We start from the raw sequence: 17,517 nt of genomic DNA on the forward strand, positions 1-17,517 counted from the left end.
CAAAGGAAAAGATTTGGCGGCCGTTTTTAATCGATCGGACGCCCGGACCAAACCGCCGCCGGACGCGTAAACTGCCCTGCCTGCGTCTATTAGGACTCGTCTTCCCCGGCCGGCCCGGCAGTCTCACCCTAACCCTATATCCCATGTGCCTTGACCGCAGAGAATTCATCCGCCTCTCCGCCGGTGCCGCCGGGGTGGCTTTCCTGGGCGCCCCGGTCGCCCATGCCCAGAACATGATCAGCGCGCCAACGGGCCAGGCCACGTTGCCCGAGCCCATCCGTGCCCTGCGGCGCATGACTGACGGCGTCGCCCCCATCAGCCTCGACGAGCGCCGCACCCGCATCGCCCGGGCCCAACAGCTGATGGCCGAGCACAAGATCGGCGCCATCTACCTCGAGCCGGGCTCCAGCTTTTATTACTTCACGGGCATCAGGTGGGGCAACAGCGAGCGCATGTTCGCCGTGGTCATCCCCGCGACCGGCGAGCCGGCCTACGTCTGCCCCAAGTTCGAGGAGGAACGCGCTCGCGAACTCATCAAGCCCGGCGGCGACGTGCGCACCTGGGAGGAGGACGAGAGCCCCTACCGGCGCGTGGCGGAGATTTTCCACGACCGCGGCCTCCGCTCCGGCCGGATCGGCATGGAGGAGCGTGTGCGGTTCTTCCTGTTCGACGGCATCCGCCGCGAGGCGCCGGCTTTCGACTACGTGAGCGCCGACCCGGTCACCGCCGGTTGCCGGATGTTCAAGTCGCCCGCGGAGATCGCGCTGCTCAAGCGCTCCAACGAAATCACGCTCGCCGCCTACCGCGCCACTTGGCTCACGGTGCGCGAGGGCATGCCGCAGCAGGAGTTCGCCGGCAACTGCGCCGCGGCCCTCGCCACGCTGGGCGGCGCCGAGGGCGGCATCTTCTGCAGTTTCGGCAAGTTCACCGCCTTCCCCCACGGCAGCATCACGCCGCAGGTGCTCCATGAGGGCGACGTCATCCTGATGGACGGCGGCTGCACCCTGGACGGCTACCAGTCGGACATCACGCGCACCTTTGTCTTCGGCCGGCCGACCCAGCGCCAGCGCGACATCTGGAACCTCGAGCGCGAGGCGCAGGACGCGGCGTTTGCGGCGGTCAAGATCGGCGCGCCCTGCGAGAGCGTCGACGCGGCCGCGCGGGCGGTCATCACCAAGGCGGGCTTCGGGCCGGACTACCGGCTGCCCGGCCTGCCGCACCGCACCGGACATGGCATCGGCCTCGATTACCACGAGTGGACCAACTTCGTCCGCGGCAACCAGACCCCCATCCAGCCGGGCATGTGCTTCAGCGACGAGCCGACCATCGCCATCTACGGCGAGTTCGGCATCCGTCTGGAGGACTGCCTGCACATCACCGAACACGGGGCGGAGTTCTTCACGCCGCAAAGCCCGTCGCTCGACCGGCCGTTCGGTTGAGCCGGACGCCATCCCCGCTCAGTTTACGGACGGATCATCGGGCTCGTCCGCCATCAGCTTCAGTTCCGGATCGATCGACCCCAAAATCTGCCGCCAGAGCGCGACGCCGTCGCTCTGGCCGAGCATCTCACCCTCGACCGCGGAAACCAACCAGGTGTCGTGCTTCAGCTCGTTTTCGAGCTGCCCCTTGCTCCAGCCGGCGTAGCCCAGGAAGGCCCGGAGAGTCACGCCGGGCGACCCGACCAACTCCAGGGCCTTGTCCGGCTCGAGGCCGAAGTGCAATTGGAAGGCATGGTCGGCCTCCAGCCACTGCCACGAAACGATGACGAGCTGCCCGGGCTCGACCGGGCCGCCGGCGTAGACCGGCACCCCGGCCAGCGGGCCGAACGCGAACCCGGCGTTCACTTCGCCCAGCTGCTTGTCCAGCGGCCGGTTCAGCACGACACCCATCGACCCGTCGCCGCTGTGCGCGGACAGGAGGATGACGGTGCGCTTGAAATTCGGGTCGCGCAGCGCCGGGTGCGCCAGCAGCAGCTGGCCGGCGAGGCTCTCGGCTTTCCGCGCGGTGCGGCGTTCCTTCATGGGGAGACCCGGAGCGGATGCTGCGCCCTCAGAGCTTGCTGATTTTCACCCCGGCGTCCTTGAGGATGGGGCGCACCAGCGGATCGTTGTGGTAGTCCTGGTGATACTTGACCTCGGCGATGCCGGCGGCCGCCAGGATCTTGGCGCAGTTGATGCACGGGTAGTGCGTCACATAGGCCGTGCAGCCGTCGACGCTCGAGCCGCGGCGCGCGGCATCGGCGATGGCGTTCTGCTCGGCGTGGACCGTCGCCTGCTCGTGGCCGTCGCGCATCCGCGAGGCGTGCGGCGTGCCCGGGAGCCAGCCGTTGTAGCCGGCGGCGACCAGCCGGTTCTTGCGGTCACCGGCCGTGACGATGACGCAGCCGACAGTGAGCCGCTCGCAGTTGGATCGCGACGCGATGAGCTTGGCCGTGGCCATGAAATACTCGTCCCAGCTCGGCCGGTGGGGGAAGGCCTCGGTGGCCTGCGCGATGAGGTCGATCGGGTTCTGCTTCTTGCCAGCTGCCATGACCCCAACGGTGGGAAGCGGCTGCCGTCTGGCAACCCGTAAACGTCCGCGGCCGCGAACCCGGGAACAACAATGGAGGCGGGGCCATCAGCCCCGCTGATTGGCGATGGAAGGCCGGTCTCCGGGCCGGCTGCGGCTGGTGCGGAGACCAGCCCTCCCAAGCAAAAGACGTCTGTGCAATGGAGGCGGGACCATCAGTCCCGCGAGTTGATGGCTTCGACGCCTGGCTTCGGTGCTCATGCCTCGCGGGGCTGATGGCCCCGCCTCCAACTCTCGGACCAACTCTGCAAAGCGGGACTGATGGTCCCGTCTCCGGCACATGAACTCACCCCCGGCTTGCGCGCCGCATCCCCGCCCCTCAACCTGCGGCATGGCTTCGCTCCAGCAACTCGTCGATTATTGCGACAAACGCACCCGCCGCCCGGCCTTCCGGGACTTTCCGGGCGCGCACAACGGCTTGCAGGTGGCCAACGACGGCCGCGTGACCCGCATCGGCGCGGCGGTGGACGCGGGGCTGGTGCCGTTCGAGCGCGCCGCCGAGCGGGGCGTGGATTTCCTCCTCGTGCACCACGGCCTGTTCTGGAGCGGCGTCCAGCCGCTGACCGGCTCGGTCTACAGCCGCTTCGCCGCCCTCGTGCGCGGCAACTGCGCCGTCTACTCCAGCCACCTGCCGCTCGACGCCCACGAGGAGCTCGGCAACAACGTCCTCCTCGCCCGCCAGCTCGGCCTGAAACCCAGGCGCCGGTTCCTGCCGCACGAGGGTGAGTTCATCGGCTGGATCGCGCCCAACAAGCTCAAGCGCTCCCAGCTCTGCGCCCGCCTCGAGGAGCTCTACCCGCGCGTCATCAGTCTCGACTGCGGCCCCGCCGCCCCGAAGCAGGTCGCGTTCTGCAGCGGCAGCGGCAACAGCGCCGTGCCCCAGCTCGTCGCCGCCGGCGTCGACACGCTTATCACGGGCGAGCTCCGCGAGGAATGGTTCAACTACGCCCAGGAGCACCGGCTCAATCTCATCTGCTGCGGTCACTACGCCACCGAGGTGCACGGGGTGAAAGCCCTGGCGGCCGAGCTGGCCAAAAAATTCCACCTGCCCTGGGAATTCATCGAAACGGAGAACCCCTTGTGATTTTCCACCCCAAGGACGCAAAGATCACCAAGACATGCTTTGAGGTTGCTTCACTTCCTTTGCGTTCTTCGTGTAAAGTCGTTTTCCGATGAAAATCGCCATCCTGCACGGCCCCAACCTCGACCGGCTCGGCAAGCGCGAGCCGGAGATCTACGGCACCGCCACCCTCAAGGATCTGGAGAAGCTCATCCGCGCCGAGGCGAAGAGCCTCGGTTTCGCGACCGTGTTCTTCCAGTCGGCCCACGAAGGCGCGTTGGTGGACCGGATCCACGCCCTCACCGACCGCGGGATCGACGCCTTCATCGTCAACTTCGGCGCCTACTCCCACACCAGCATCGCCCTGCACGACGCCCTCAAGGCTTCGGGCCTGCCCGCCGTCGAGGTCCACATTTCTGACATCAGGAAGCGCGAGAAATTCCGGCATAAGTCCATGACGGCCGGCGCCTGCGTTGCCATGATCTCCGGCAAGGGGTTCCCCGGCTACGGCGAGGCGCTGCAGCTCCTCGCGAAGATCTGAACGCATGGGCCGGCACCGTATTGTCATTCTGAACGCAGTGAAGAATCCACGGCATCGAACATGATATCACCAGTAAACGCATGGATTCTTCGCTGCGCTCAGAATGACAGCGGGTGGACGGTGGCCGTTGCCCCACAACACCCGCTTTCGTAATGGGCCAGCACCTGCCTGATTTCGCCGGCCCGCGCTGGTTCGCCTGCCACACGAAGCCGCGCTGCGAGAAGAAATTCGACGATCTGATGGCGCGCGAGCAGTTCGCGCACTACCTGCCGCTCATCCAGAGCGTGCGCCGCTACGGCACGCAGAAGAAGACCTTCACCAAGCCGCTCTTCGCCGGCTACGTGTTCGCCCGGCTCGAGCCCGCCCGCAAGGACCGCATCTACCAGCAGGACCTGCTGGTCCGGGCCATGCTGGTCGAGAACGAGGAAATCTTCCTCCGTCAGCTGGAGGACGTGAAAGTCATCTGCGCCTCCGGCTTCGAGGCCGCCATCCATCCCCTGGTCCGCAAGGGCACCCATGTCCGCGTGCAGGGCGGCCCGCTGCACGGCCTCGAGGGCTACGTGGACAACCCCGCGAACCCGCAGGGCATTGTGGTGTCAGTGGACGTGTTGCAGCAGGGCCTGCTCGTGCGTTTGCCGCTCGAAAGCCTGCAGCTTTTGCCCTGAGCCCCTCCTTCATGCTCCGCCGCCAGATCCTCCTCTTCCTGCTCGGCCTCGCCGCCACGCAGGCCCAGACCTCCTCCGCGGTCAGCCCCGCGCCGGAGCCGCCGCGGGTCCGGGGGCTGTTCGACTTCCAGCTGCCCAACCTGGATCCCCCGGGCACGATCAAGCTGATCTTTCATCCCCATGTCAGCGACCTGATCCGCCGGGACTACCTGCGGACCGACATGGGCCTGCGCTGGGCGCTGAACGACGATTTCGAGGTGAGCGTCGAAGCCGACACCTATATCAACCACCGGCTGGGCGGCGCCAACCCGGGCAACGGCATCGGTGAACTGCGGCTGGGCACCAAATACGTCTTCAAGGACTGGCTCCGGCCGCAGCACGAGGCCAGCGTGTCGTTTGACTTTTCCCACCCTCACGGCACCCCGCCGCTCGACATGACCGACGGCGTGAATCACTACCAGCCGAGCCTGACGATCCAGCGGCACTCGCGGCGCAACGCCAAGCTCACCACGTTCGCCAGCGTGGGCCTCGACCTCATCACGCCCAGCTCCTCCCCGGGCACCTTCGGCAAGAACGAACCGCATGACAACTCCGCCTCGTTCACCGGCGGCGCGGTCTACGACCTCGGCCAGTTCAAGTGGACGCTCTCCGCCACCTACACCACGACCACCCTCATTGGCGACGAGTCGCACCAGTTCGTCAACCTGCAGCCCAGCGTCCTGTGGTATGTGCCCAAGAAATACACCTTCAACTTCAAGACCCAGTGGATCGTCGGCCTCGGGGTGCGCTCGTCGTGGGGGCCGGACGGCTACGACTTCGGCCTGAACACCCGGGTGCGGGCGGAGATCACCTTCCGCCAGGTGCTCGAAAACATCCGCGAGCGGACGATGGGCGGCAAGGCGCGCTGATTCAGCGCAGCCACACCCAGAGCGCCGCGCCGAGGTGCAGCGTGCCGCACGCCGCCAGCGCGGCGACGAAATCATCCACCACGATGCCCCAGCCGCCCGGCCAGCTTTGCAGCCGCGCAATGCCGAGCGGCTTGAGGATGTCGTAGAAGCGGAACAGCCCGAAACCGGCGAGCAGCCCCACCCATTCCGGCAGGCTGGCCGCATACCCCGCGCGCCAGCCGAGGAACACCAGCGGCATCACCACGAACTCGTCGAGGTTCACCTCGCCCGGATCGGTCCGGCCCATCCGGCGCGCCGCGTCGCCGCAAAACGCGACCGCGAAATAACTGAGCAGCACGGTCCAGGCAAAGATCACCTCCCAGCGCGCGTGCCGGAAAACCAGCACGAAATAGCCCAGCCCCGCCAGCGACCCCCACGTGCCCGGGGCCGGCAGCCGCGCGCCGATCGGGCCCAGCGTGGCCACCGTGCAGACAAACCGGGTGGAGAAGAGCCGCGGCCAGCGGGGTTCCGGCAGTTCCATGTTCAGTCCTTCACCACGTGCCCGTGCCGCCGGAAGTAGGCGTAGCCGGAGGTGACGGTCAGCACGGCCGACAGCACGTAAAGGCCCAGGCCGCCCCAGTGCACCACCCGGACCATGGTGTCCTCGCTGCCGGTGAACAGGTCGCTGAAATCCCGGGCGAACATCCGCGCACCGAGCAGCCAGCCGATGGCGTTGAGTTGCACGAAGGTCTTCACCTTGCCGCCGGCGTCGGCCTCGACCACGAGGCCCCGGGTGGCCGCCGCCATGCGCAGGCCGGAAATGGTGAACTCACGCGCGATGATCAGCAACAGCAGCAGCATGGCGGTGATGCGGTAGCCCTCGAAGTAACCGCCGTTCACCAGGGCGATCATCAGGCCGATGACCATGACCTTGTCGATGACCGCGTCCATGAACCGGCCGAAGGAGGAGACCTGGTTCGCCTGGCGCGCGAGCAGGCCGTCGAGCCAGTCCGTCAGGGCCGCGGCAATGAACAACCAGAACGCCCACGTGGCCGCCCCGTGCCAGTCCGAATACATCAGGGCCACGATGACAAACATCATCGGGACGCGTGAAATGGTCAGGACGTTGGGCAGGGTGAACTTCACCCGCGCAGTCCAGACAACCCCCGCAACCTTGGCAATCCATTGATTATTGTAGGGCGGGATCACCGCATCCCGCCTTGGTTCGAAGACGCTATCACCTTCGAGGCGGGATGCGGTGATCCCGCCCTACAATCCCTCCACTTTGACACAAAACTTCCTCGCCATCCCTTGGTGCCCTGCAATCCTCATTCCGGTCCGCCGCATGAAACTCTGCATCTACCCCGGAACCTTCGATCCGTTTACCAACGGCCACCTCGACGTGCTGCAACGCGCCGCCAAGCTCTTCAAGCACGTGCGCGTGGCGGTCGCGATCGACTCGACCAAGAAGCCCCTGTTCAGCCCCGAAAAGCGCGTCGAACTGATCCGCGCCAACCTCCGCGGCCTGCCGAATGTGGACGTCACGAGCTTTGACGGCCTGCTCGTCGAGTTCGCCCGCAAGGAGAAGGCCGTGGCCATCATCCGCGGCCTGCGCGCCCTCTCCGACTTCGAGTTCGAGTTCAACATGGCGCTGATGAACCGCCACCTCGAGCCGAAGGTGGAGACGATTTTCGTCATGCCGAACGAGTCCTACAGCTACACCAGCTCCTCGCTGGTCAAGCAGATCGCCAAGCTCGGCGGCGACGTCCGGAAGTTCGTCCCCGCCAACGTGGCGCAGGCCTTGCGCAAGGCCTACCCGAAGAAGTAGGCGTCCGCCGGGTTGGGCTACCGCACCCGGCGCGAATTCCCGGATGTAACCGCCGGCGGGTGCCCGGCGTCCTACCGCCGTGAATATTAAACAGAATATTCAGGATTCAGGCCAGGAGGAGACCCGCGCGCGCATCGTGGCCTCCGCCCGGGAGCTGTTCCGGCAGTTCGGCTACGCCAAGACCGCCATGCAGGACATCGCCCGGACCAGCGGCATGTCGGCCGCCAACCTTTACCGGTTCTACGAAAGCAAGCTGGCCATCGGTTGCGCCGTGGCGGTCGCGGAACGCACCACCCTGCTCGCGGTCTGCGACGCGGCGGTGGCGACGGCCGGCCCCCGCGTGTCCGACCGCCTGATCGCGCTGTTTCGCGCAAACATCGACACGGTCCGCCGGAAAATGAAGCGCACGCCAATGCTCTTCGAGCTCGATCTCGCCGTCGCCCGCGAGCATCAGAAATTGCGCCGGGAACTGCTCGACCTGATCGAGACCCGCATCGTGGCCATTCTCGCGGGTGAGGCCGGCCCGGGCAGCCTGGCCAATGCCGCCGTGAAGGTCCGCAGCCGGATGATCCTGCTCGCCAGCGCACCTTTCATCCTGCCATGGATGCTGGCCAACGAGCCATTTGGCGACCCGCGGGCCATGGTCGAACCGATCGTGCGGGCCCTTGTCGCGGGTCTGGACGACGGCCAGTCCATCCCGGCACCCGCCGCCCGTTCCCCCGCCTGACCCCCTTCCCCTCATGCCCATGCAGCCTCCCGTTTCACCCCTCGTTCCACCCGCGGATGCCGGCCTTGCCGGCGGATCAGCGCCCCGCCGCCATTGGCTTCGCTGGACCCTTTTGACCATCGTCGGCCTGGCCGTGGCTTATGCGCTCTTCGTGCGGCCGTTCACCAAGCCGGCCGCCGCGGGCCGCGGCGCCGCCGGCGGCCCCATGCCGGTGACGGCCGAGCCGGCCCGCACGGCCGACCTCGACGTGCGCCTGGTCTCGCTGGGCACCGTCACTCCCGTGAGCACCGCCACCGTGCGCAGCCGCGTGGATGGCGAGCTCCAGAAGCTCTTTTTCAAGGAAGGCCAGACGGTCGAGGCGGGCGCCCCGCTGGCGGAGCTGGATCCGCGGCCGTTCGAAGTCCAGAAGATGCAGGCCGAGGCCCAGCAGGCCAAGGACAACGCCCTGCTCGAAAACGCCCGCGTCGACCTCAAGCGTTTCCAGACCCTGCTGGCGCAGGACTCCGTGGCCGAACAGCAGGTGGAAACCCAGGCCGCCCTCGTCCGCCAGTATGAGGCCGCCCTGAAGGTCGACCAGGCCCAGGTGGCCAGCGCCGCCCTGCAGCTCAGCTACGCCCACATCACTGCGCCCATCCCCGGCCGCATCGGCCTGCGCAATGTCGACCTGGGCAACATCGTCCACGCCTCCGACGCCGGTGGCATCGCCGTCATCACCCAGCTTCACCCGATCACCGTGCTGTTCTCCATCCCGCAGGACTCGGTGCTCAAGGTCATGAAGCGCTTCGGCACCGGCGAGACGATGCAGGTCGAGGCCTTCGATCGCGACGGCCGCACGCGCCTCGCCGCCGGCAAGCTCGCGACGGTCGACAACCAGATCGACCCGGCCACGGGCACCGTGAAGCTCCGCGCGGAATTCGACAACACCGACGAAACCCTCTTCCCCAACCAGTTCGTGAATGTCCAGCTGGTCGTCGATGAACTCAAGGGCGTCACCGTCATCCCGACCGCCGGCGTCCAGCGCGGCACCGTGGGAACCTACGTCTACGTCGTGGGCGCGAACAACACCGTCTCCGTGCGCGTCGTCGAGACGGGTCCCTCGGAAAAGGGCCAGATCGTGATCAACAAGGGCCTGCAGCCCGGCGACGTCGTCGTGGTTGACGGCGTGGACAAGCTCAAGGATGGCGCTGCCGTCGAACTGGTCAGCCGTGATACCGGGGTGCCGGCCGCCGCCAAGGGCGGCCCGCGGACCGGCAAGCGGCCCGCCGACGGCAGCACGAACCCGTCCCACTAAGCCGGTCCGCCGCGCGTTCCCTTGAATCCGTCGAAGCCCTTCATTCTGCGTCCGGTCGCGACGTCGCTGTTCATGGTCGCCATCCTGCTGGCGGGCATTTTCGCCTACCGGCTGCTGCCGATCTCCGCGCTGCCGGAGGTGGATTATCCCACCATCCAGGTCGTCACGCTCTACCCGGGCGCCAGTCCCGAGGTCATCACCTCATCCATCACCGCCCCGCTCGAGCGCCAGTTCGGCCAGATGCCCGGCCTCGACCGCATGGCCTCCACGAGCTCCGGCGGCGCGTCGATCATCACCCTGACCTTCAGCCTCGACCTGACCCTCGACGTGGCCGAGCAGGAGGTGCAGGCCGCGATCAACGCCGCCACCAACCTGCTCCCGAACGACCTGCCGACCCCGCCCATCTACAACAAGGTCAACCCCGCCGACGCGCCGATCCTCACGCTCGGCATCACCTCCACCGCCATGCCGCTGCCCCAGGTCGAGGACCTGGTGGACACGCGCCTCGCGCAGAAGCTCTCGCAGATCCCCGGCGTGGGCCTCGTGAGCATCAGCGGCGGCCAGCGCCCGGCCGTGCGCGTGCAGGCCGACCCGCGCGCCCTCGCCACCAACGGCCTGACGCTGGACGACGTGCGCACCGCCATCGCCACGGCCAACGTCAACCAGGCCAAGGGCAGCTTCGACGGCCCGACCCGCGCCTCGACCATCGACGCCAACGACCAGCTCAAGTCCGTCGGCGATTACAAGAAGCTCGTCATCGCCTTCCGCAACGGCGCGCCCATCCGCCTCGGCGACGTGGCCGAGATCGTCAACAGCGCCGAGAACGTCCAGCTCGCCGCCTGGGCCAACGACCGTGCCGCCATCATCCTCAACATCCAGCGCCAGCCGGGCGCCAACGTCATCGCCGTCGTGGACCGCATCAAGGCTCTCCTGCCCGCGCTGTCGGCCAGCCTGCCGGCCTCCGTCGAGGTCATCCCGCTGACCGACCGCACGGTGACCATCCGCGCCTCGGTCGAGGACGTGCAGGTGGAGCTCATGATCTCCATCGCGCTGGTCGTGATGGTCGTGTTCCTCTTCCTGCGCAACGTCCCCGCCACCATCATCCCCGGCGTGGCCGTCCCCCTCTCGCTCGTCGGCACCTTCGGCGTGATGTATCTCGCCGGCTTCAGCATCAACAACCTCACGCTCATGGCCCTGACCATCGCCACGGGCTTCGTGGTCGACGACGCCATCGTGATGATCGAGAACATCGCGCGCTACCTCGAGGAGGGCGACACGCCCATGCAGGCCGCCCTGAAGGGCGCCGAGCAGATCGGCTTCACCATCATCTCGCTGACCGTGTCCCTGATCGCCGTGCTGATCCCGCTGCTGTTCATGGGCGACGTGGTCGGCCGGCTGTTCCGCGAGTTCGCCATCACCCTCGCCGTTTCCATCCTGATCTCGGCGGTTGTTTCCCTGACCCTCACCCCGATGATGTGCGCGAAGCTGCTGCACCACACGCCCGAGGAGAAGCAGGGGCGCTTCTACCGCGCGAGCGGGCATTTCTTCGACGCCGTCATCGCCCGCTACGGAAAGCTGCTGCAATGGGTCCTGCGGCACCAGACCCTGACGCTGGGCGTCGCCGCGGGCACACTCGTCCTAACCGTCCTGCTTTACGCCGTCATTCCAAAGGGATTTTTCCCGGTGCAGGACACCGGGGCGATCCAAGGCATCTCGCAGGCCGCGCAGTCGATCTCATTTTCCGCGATGGCGGAGCGCCAGCAGGCCCTCGGCCGCCTGATCCTGGCCGACCCGGATGTCGCCAGCCTGTCCTCCTACATCGGCGTCGACGGCACCAACACCACGCTCAACAGCGGCCGCTTCCTCATCAACCTCAAGCCCCAGCACGAGCGCAAGAGCAGCGCGATCGAGGTCATCCGCCGCCTCCAGCCGGCGCTCGCCCGCCTGCCGGGCATCACGCTCTACCTGCAGCCCGTGCAGGACCTCTCCATCGAGAGCACGGTCAGCCGCACCCAATACCAGCTGAGCGTCGAGTCCGCGGACCCGGAGGCGCTAGCCGAGTGGGTCGGCAAGCTGCTTGAAGGCCTGGGCCAGCTGCCGGCGATCACCGATGTCGCCAGCGATCTCCAGAACCAGGGGCTCCAGGCCTACCTGGAAATCGACCGCGACTCCGCCGCGCGACTGGGTGTCACCGTCGCCGCCATCGACAACGCGCTCTACAATTCTTTCGGCCAGCGCCTCGTCTCGACCATCTTCACCCAGGCCAACCAGTATCGCGTGGTGCTGGAGGCGCCGCCGGCGCTGCAGCGCAGCCTGACGTCGCTCGACAACATCTATGTCACCTCCGTCACCGGCGCGCAGGTGCGGCTGACCTCGGTCGCGCGGGTCAGCGAACGCCACGCGGCGCTCGTCATCAACCACGTCGCCCAGTTCCCGGCCGCGACCATCTCCTTCAACCTCGCGCCCGGCTACTCGCTCGGCGACGCGGTCAAGGCCATCAAGGCCTGCGAGGAGAGCATGGATATTCCGGCCAGCATCCGGCTGGGCTTCCAGGGCGCGGCCCTGGCCTTCAGCGCCTCGCTCAACAACACGCTGTTCCTGATCATTGCCGCCATCGTCACGATGTATATCGTGCTGGGCGTGCTCTATGAGAGCTACATCCACCCGATCACGATCCTCTCGACGCTCCCGTCGGCGGGCGTCGGCGCCCTCCTCGCCCTGCAGCTCGCGAACACCGACCTGGGCATGATCGGCATCATCGGCATCATCCTGCTCATCGGCATCGTGAAAAAGAACGCCATCATGATGATTGATTTCGCCCTCGAGGCCGAGCGCGACCAGGGCAAGGCCCCCGAGGAGGCCATCTACCAGGCCTGCCTGCTGCGTTTCCGCCCAATCCTGATGACCACGATGGCGGCGCTCCTCGGCGCGCTGCCGCTCATGCTCGGCACCGGCGTCGGCTCCGAACTGCGTCATCCGCTCGGCATCACGATGGTGGGCGGACTCATCTTCAGCCAGGTGCTCACGCTGTTCACCACGCCGGTCATCTACCTGATGTTTGACCGGCTCGCCCGCCGGACCCGGAAAACGCCACCCGCCACGGCATGACCATCTCGGAACCATTCATCCGGCGGCCCATCGCCACGACTCTGCTGACCATCGGCGTCGCCCTGGCCGGCATCCTCGCCTACAATCTCCTGCCGGTGTCGCCCCTGCCGCAGGTGGATTACCCGTCCGTGTCGGTCTCCGCCAACCTGCCCGGCGCCAGTCCCGAGACGATGGCCTCGACCGTCGCCACGCCCCTCGAGCGCGCCCTCGGCCGCATCGCGGGGGTGAACGAGATGACTTCCTCCAGTTCGCTGGGCTCGACCAACATCAACCTGCAGTTCGACCTCAACCGCGACATCGACGGCGCCGCCCGCGACGTACAGGCCGCGATCAACGCCGCCCGCAGCCTGCTGCCCACCGGCCTGCCGAGCAACCCCGTCTACCGCAAGTCCAACAGCGCGGAGTCCCCCATGGTGATCTTCAGCCTGACCTCCGCGACCATGTCGCAGGGGGAAATGTATGACGCCGCCTCCACCATTCTTGCCCAGACCCTCGCGCAGGTCGACGGCGTCGGCCAGGTCGATGTCGGCGGCAGCTCGCTGCCGGCCGTGCGCGTCGAGCTCAACCCCACCGTGCTCAACCGCTATGGCATCCCCACGGCCACGGTGCGCGCCGCGATCGCCTCCACGAACGCCAACCGCCCCAAGGGCTCCCTCGACGGCTCCAACCGGCACTGGCAGATCGCCGCCAACGACCAGGCGAAAAAGGCGGCCGACTACATGCCGATCATCGTCGCCTACCGCAAAGGTGCGGCCGTGCGCCTCGGCGACATCGCGACCGTCACCGATTCCGTACAGGATTTGCGCAACGCCGGCATGTCGGATGGCAGGCCGGCCGTGCTGGTCCTCGTCCGCCGCCAGCCGGGCGCGAACGTCATCGCCACCGCCGACCGCGTGAAGGCCCTGCTGCCGGTCCTGCGGGCCTCGATCCCCGCCAGCATCAACATCGATATCTCCGTCGACACCACCACGTCCATCCGCGCCTCGGTGCGGGACGTGGAGCGCACGCTCCTCATCTCGGTGTCCCTTGTGATCCTGGTCGTGTTTCTCTTCCTCCGCCGCTGGCGCGCGGCGGTCATCCCCGCCGTGGCTGTGCCCGTGTCCCTGATCGGCACCTTCGGCATCATGTATCTGTGCGGCTACAGCCTGGACAACCTCTCGCTCATGGCGCTGACCATCGCCACCGGCTTCGTCGTCGACGACGCCGTGGTTGTGCTGGAAAACGTCTCCCGCCACATCGAAGCGGGCATGAAGCCCCTCGCCGCCGCGCTGCAGGGCGCACGCGAGGTCGGCTTCACCGTGCTGTCGATGAGCATCTCGCTCTGCGCCGTGTTCGTGCCGATCCTCCTGATGGGCGGCATCATCGGCCGGCTGTTCCGCGAATTCGCCGTGACGCTCTCGACCGCCATCCTCGTCTCCCTCGTGGTCTCCCTTTCCACCACGCCCATGATGTGCGCCCGGGTGCTGCAGCCGGCGGGCGAAAACCCACCGGGCCGCTTCTCCCGTTACATCGAGGAGCTTTTCAACCGCCTGCTGGGCTTTTATGAACGCACCCTCCGGTGGTCGCTGCGGCATCACCGCCTCATGCTCTTTAGCCTGCTCGTCACCGTCGGCCTGAATGTCTGGCTCTATGTCATCATTCCCAAGGGCCTGATGCCCCAGCAGGACACCGGCCGCATCTCGGGCAGCCTCATCGCCGACCAGAGCATCTCCTTCCAGGCGATGAAGGCCAAGCTGTCCGATTACGTGGCCATCGTGAAGGCCGACCCCGACGTGGAGCACGTCGTCGCCTTCACGGGCGGCGGCCAGCGCAACAACGCCTTCTTCTTCGTGAACCTGAAGCCGCTGGGCATCCGCCTGCTCTCCGCCGACCTCGTCATCGCCCGGCTGCGACGCAAGCTGGCGCACATGCCCGGCGCCACGCTCTTCCTGCAGGCCAACCAGGATGTGCGCATCGGCTCCCACCGCACGAACGCCCAGTATCAATACACGCTCAGCGCCGATGACCTGGCGGAACTCCGTGACTGGGAGCCGCGCATCCGGACCGCCCTGAGCGCGCTGCCCGAGATCGTCGACGTCAGCACCGACGCCCAGGACCTCGGCCTGCAAACCTCGCTCGTGATCGACCGCAACGCCGCGGCGCGCCTCGGGGTCAGCATCGCCACGCTCGACTCCACCCTCAACGACCTCTTCGGCCAGCGGCAGGTCTCGACCATCTACAACCCGCTCAACCAATACCATGTGGTGATGGAGGTGTCCCCGGAGTATTGGCAGAGCCCCACCGAACTGGACAACACCTACGTCGCCTCCACCACCGGCAAGCTCGTGCCGCTCTCGGCCCTGGCTCACTGGCAGCCGACCAACACCTCCCTCGCGGTCAACCATGTGAGCCAGTTCGTGTCGACCACCGTCTCGTTCAACCTCCCGCCGGGCGGCTCGCTCTCCGCCGCCGCCAAGGCCGTGGAAAACGCCCTCGCCCGGATCGGCGTCCCCTCGACCATCCACGGCAGCTTCCAAGGCACGGCCCAGGCCTATCAGGACGCCATCGGCAACCAGCCCCTCCTCATCCTCGCGGCCCTCGTCACGGTCTATCTCGTGCTCGGCATGCTCTACGAAAGCCTGATCCATCCCCTGACCATCATCTCGACGCTGCCCTCGGCCGGCGGCGGCGCGCTGCTCGCGCTGATCTTCTTCGGCCAGCAGTTCACCATCATCGCCCTGATCGGCGTGCTCCTGCTCGTCGGCATCGTGAAGAAGAACGCGATCCTCATGATCGACTTCGCCCTCGCCGAGCGGCGTGCGACCGGCGCCTCGGCCCGCGACGCGATCTTCCGCGCCTGCCTGCTGCGCTTCCGCCCGATCATGATGACCACCATGGCGGCCCTGTTCGGCGCCGTGCCGCTGGCCCTCGGCCACGGCAACGGCGCGGAGATGCGGCAGCCGCTCGGCGTCGCCATTGTCGGCGGACTGGTCGTCAGCCAGATCCTCACCCTCTACACCACGCCGGTGGTCTATCTCTACATGGACCGCCTGGGCGAGTGGGGCCGCAGCCTGTGGCGCCGCCGGCACCCGGCCGTCTCCCCCGCTTCCCCGGCCTTGCCCGCCAACCAGCCCTCTTGATGAAAGCCCGACTTCTTTTTCCCCGCCTTGCCCTGCCGCTCGCGCTGCTCGCCCTCGCCGGCTGCGCCCTCGGACCCGACTACCGGCGTCCGGCGGTGACCGCGCCGGCCTTCAAGGAATCCGGCGACTGGCAGCCCGCCGCGCCGGCGGCGGAACAGCCGCGCGGCAAATGGTGGGAGGCCTTCGGCGATCCCGTGCTCAACGACCTGCAGGACAAACTCGAGGCGAACAGCAACACCCTGCTCGCCGCCCAGGCGCAGTATCGGCAGGTGCTGGACGCCGTGACGGTCGCCTATTCCGCGCTTTATCCGGCGGTCAACGCCACCGGCTCGGCCACCCGCGACCGGTCCGCCGCCAAGAACGCCACGCCCGCCCAGATCCAGAATTCCTTCGGCGCCGGCCTCGCCGCAAGCTGGGAACTCGATCTCTGGGGCACGGTGCGCCGCGGCCTGGAAGCCGGCCGCGCCACCGCCGCCGCGAGCGCTGCCGACCTGGAATCCGTCCGCCTCAGCCTGCACGCCACCCTGGCCCAGACCTATTTTTCGCTGCGGGTCGCCGACACGCAACAGCGGCTTTATGACCGCACGGTCGCCGAATACGCGCGCTCGCTGCAGATGACCCATAACCGCTACGCCGCCGGCGTCGACACCCGCGCCGACGTCGCGACCGCCGAGGCCCAGCTCAAGACGGCCCAGGCCCAGGCCATCGATCTCAGCCTGACCCGCGCGCAGCTCGAGCACGCCATCGCCGTGTTGCTCGGCCAGCCCCCGGCGGGTTTCTCGCTGGCGCCCGCCGACCTGAGCGTGGCGCCGCCGGCCGTGCCGGCGCTGATTCCCTCGCAGCAGCTGGAGCGCCGGCCCGACATCGCCGCGGCGGAGCGCCGCCTCGCCGCCGCCAGCGCCGGCATCGGCATCGCCCAGGGCGGCTACTTCCCGGTCATCTCCCTCACCGGCTCGGCCGGCTACTCGGGCTCGAAGCTGGCCGGGCTTTTCTCCACGCCGAACGAGATCTGGTCGGTCGGGGGCTCCGCGCTCGCCCCGCTCTTCAACGCCGGCAAGACCCGCGCGCAGGTCGCTGCCGCCCATGCCGCCTACGAGGCAAGCCTCGCCACCTACCGCCAGACCGTGCTCACGGCCTTCCAGGAGGTGGAGGACAATCTCGCCGCCACCAACCTCCTCGCCCGCGAGGCCGCGGTGCAGGACGAGGCGGTCGCCGCCGCCCGGCAGTCCACAGCCATCACGCTCAATCAATACAAGGCGGGCGCCATCAGCTATCTCGAGGTCGTGACGGCCCAGTCCACCCAGCTCACCGCCGAGCGCACCGCGGTGCAATTGCTCGGCCGTCGCTTGAACGCGGGTGTCACGCTCCTCAAGGCCGCCGGCGGGGACTGGCACGATGCCGCGGGCGTGGCGCCCGCGGCGAAGTGATCCCGGGCGGTCCGCCGCGACCGACTGGAGGAGCCTGCTTGCAGGCGACCTTCCCTGCCGGATTTTCGCGAAAGCGACCTTGGGCGCGATCGCTCTGATACCAAACACCCAAAGCTTTTACACGAAGGCCGCAAAGAACGCAGAGATATTTCTCATCGCAGGATCTGCTTCGCGGTCTTGGCGACCTTGGTGTGGAGTGTAGTAGCTTGAGGCGATTGATATGAGTCAGCGATCGCGTGCAAGCACGCTCCTACAGCCAACCCTTGGAGCAAGTCCCGAGGCATTGGCCCAATCCC

General features: G+C 67.4%; 15 protein-coding genes. 11 read left to right on the plus strand and 4 right to left on the minus strand.

Translation table 11 applies throughout. The features are described from left to right. Window positions 1–143 precede the first annotated feature (143 nt). A complete protein-coding gene (locus BLU29_RS17385; protein WP_091060636.1) occupies window positions 144–1,439 on the plus strand; it encodes a Xaa-Pro peptidase family protein in 1,296 nt (431 codons plus the stop codon). A gap of 18 nt (window positions 1,440–1,457) precedes the next feature. Here BLU29_RS17385 and BLU29_RS17390 read toward each other — a convergent pair whose 3' ends face one another. Next, window positions 1,458–2,021, minus strand: a complete 564-nt coding sequence (locus BLU29_RS17390) for a YqgE/AlgH family protein (protein WP_091060639.1) — start codon at window positions 2,019–2,021, stop codon at window positions 1,458–1,460. Window positions 2,022–2,049: 28 nt separating this feature from the next. Further along, a complete protein-coding gene (locus BLU29_RS17395) occupies window positions 2,050–2,529 on the minus strand; it encodes a cytidine/deoxycytidylate deaminase family protein (RefSeq protein ID WP_091060641.1) in 480 nt (159 codons plus the stop codon). Between the two features lie 370 nt (window positions 2,530–2,899). On the opposite strand from BLU29_RS17395, the gene BLU29_RS17400 reads away from it, so the two are divergent. From BLU29_RS17400 to BLU29_RS17415, 4 genes are all read left to right on the plus strand, one after another. Continuing rightward, window positions 2,900–3,652, plus strand: coding sequence for a Nif3-like dinuclear metal center hexameric protein (locus tag BLU29_RS17400; RefSeq protein ID WP_091060643.1), 753 nt, complete (start codon window positions 2,900–2,902; stop codon window positions 3,650–3,652). 88 nt (window positions 3,653–3,740) lie between these two features. Beyond that, window positions 3,741–4,169: a type II 3-dehydroquinate dehydratase gene (locus tag BLU29_RS17405; RefSeq protein WP_091060646.1), complete on the plus strand. Its 429-nt coding sequence runs from the start codon at window positions 3,741–3,743 to the stop codon at window positions 4,167–4,169. 152 nt (window positions 4,170–4,321) lie between these two features. After that, complete coding sequence (locus BLU29_RS17410; protein WP_091060648.1) at window positions 4,322–4,834, plus strand: transcription termination/antitermination NusG family protein; 513 nt, start codon at window positions 4,322–4,324, stop codon at window positions 4,832–4,834. A gap of 11 nt (window positions 4,835–4,845) precedes the next feature. Next, complete coding sequence (locus tag BLU29_RS17415; RefSeq protein WP_091060650.1) at window positions 4,846–5,742, plus strand: hypothetical protein; 897 nt, start codon at window positions 4,846–4,848, stop codon at window positions 5,740–5,742. A gap of 1 nt (window position 5,743) precedes the next feature. Here BLU29_RS17415 and BLU29_RS17420 read toward each other — a convergent pair whose 3' ends face one another. Both BLU29_RS17420 and pgsA read right to left on the minus strand, forming a co-directional pair. Continuing rightward, entirely contained in the window at window positions 5,744–6,262 is a 519-nt protein-coding gene (locus BLU29_RS17420) for a phosphatidylglycerophosphatase A (RefSeq protein WP_091060653.1), read from the minus strand. 2 nt (window positions 6,263–6,264) lie between these two features. Further along, a complete protein-coding gene (gene pgsA / locus BLU29_RS17425) occupies window positions 6,265–6,867 on the minus strand; it encodes a CDP-diacylglycerol--glycerol-3-phosphate 3-phosphatidyltransferase (protein ID WP_091060655.1) in 603 nt (200 codons plus the stop codon). A gap of 199 nt (window positions 6,868–7,066) precedes the next feature. Here pgsA and coaD point away from each other — a divergent pair, with 199 nt between their 5' ends. The 6 genes from coaD (at window position 7,067) to BLU29_RS17455 (ending at window position 17,221) form a co-directional block, all read left to right on the plus strand. Next, a complete protein-coding gene (gene coaD, locus BLU29_RS17430) occupies window positions 7,067–7,549 on the plus strand; it encodes a pantetheine-phosphate adenylyltransferase (RefSeq protein WP_091060656.1) in 483 nt (160 codons plus the stop codon). A 79-nt stretch (window positions 7,550–7,628) separates the two neighbouring features. Further along, window positions 7,629–8,276, plus strand: a complete 648-nt coding sequence (locus BLU29_RS17435; RefSeq protein WP_091060659.1) for a TetR/AcrR family transcriptional regulator — start codon at window positions 7,629–7,631, stop codon at window positions 8,274–8,276. 13 nt (window positions 8,277–8,289) lie between these two features. After that, entirely contained in the window at window positions 8,290–9,567 is a 1,278-nt protein-coding gene (locus BLU29_RS17440; protein ID WP_091060660.1) for an MdtA/MuxA family multidrug efflux RND transporter periplasmic adaptor subunit, read from the plus strand. A gap of 21 nt (window positions 9,568–9,588) precedes the next feature. Beyond that, window positions 9,589–12,675: an MdtB/MuxB family multidrug efflux RND transporter permease subunit gene (locus BLU29_RS17445; protein ID WP_091060663.1), complete on the plus strand. Its 3,087-nt coding sequence runs from the start codon at window positions 9,589–9,591 to the stop codon at window positions 12,673–12,675. Next, the gene (locus BLU29_RS17450; protein WP_091060665.1) at window positions 12,672–15,794 is read left to right on the plus strand and encodes a multidrug efflux RND transporter permease subunit; all 3,123 of its coding nucleotides are present in this window, start codon (window positions 12,672–12,674) and stop codon (window positions 15,792–15,794) included. The genes BLU29_RS17445 and BLU29_RS17450 overlap by 4 nt, the downstream gene beginning before the upstream one ends. Continuing rightward, complete coding sequence (locus BLU29_RS17455) at window positions 15,794–17,221, plus strand: efflux transporter outer membrane subunit (protein ID WP_091060668.1); 1,428 nt, start codon at window positions 15,794–15,796, stop codon at window positions 17,219–17,221. Before BLU29_RS17450 ends, BLU29_RS17455 begins: the two co-directional genes overlap by 1 nt. The last annotated feature ends 296 nt before the right edge of the window (window positions 17,222–17,517 follow it).

Source organism: Opitutus sp. GAS368 (assembly GCF_900104925.1).
Taxonomy (GTDB): domain Bacteria; phylum Verrucomicrobiota; class Verrucomicrobiia; order Opitutales; family Opitutaceae; genus Lacunisphaera.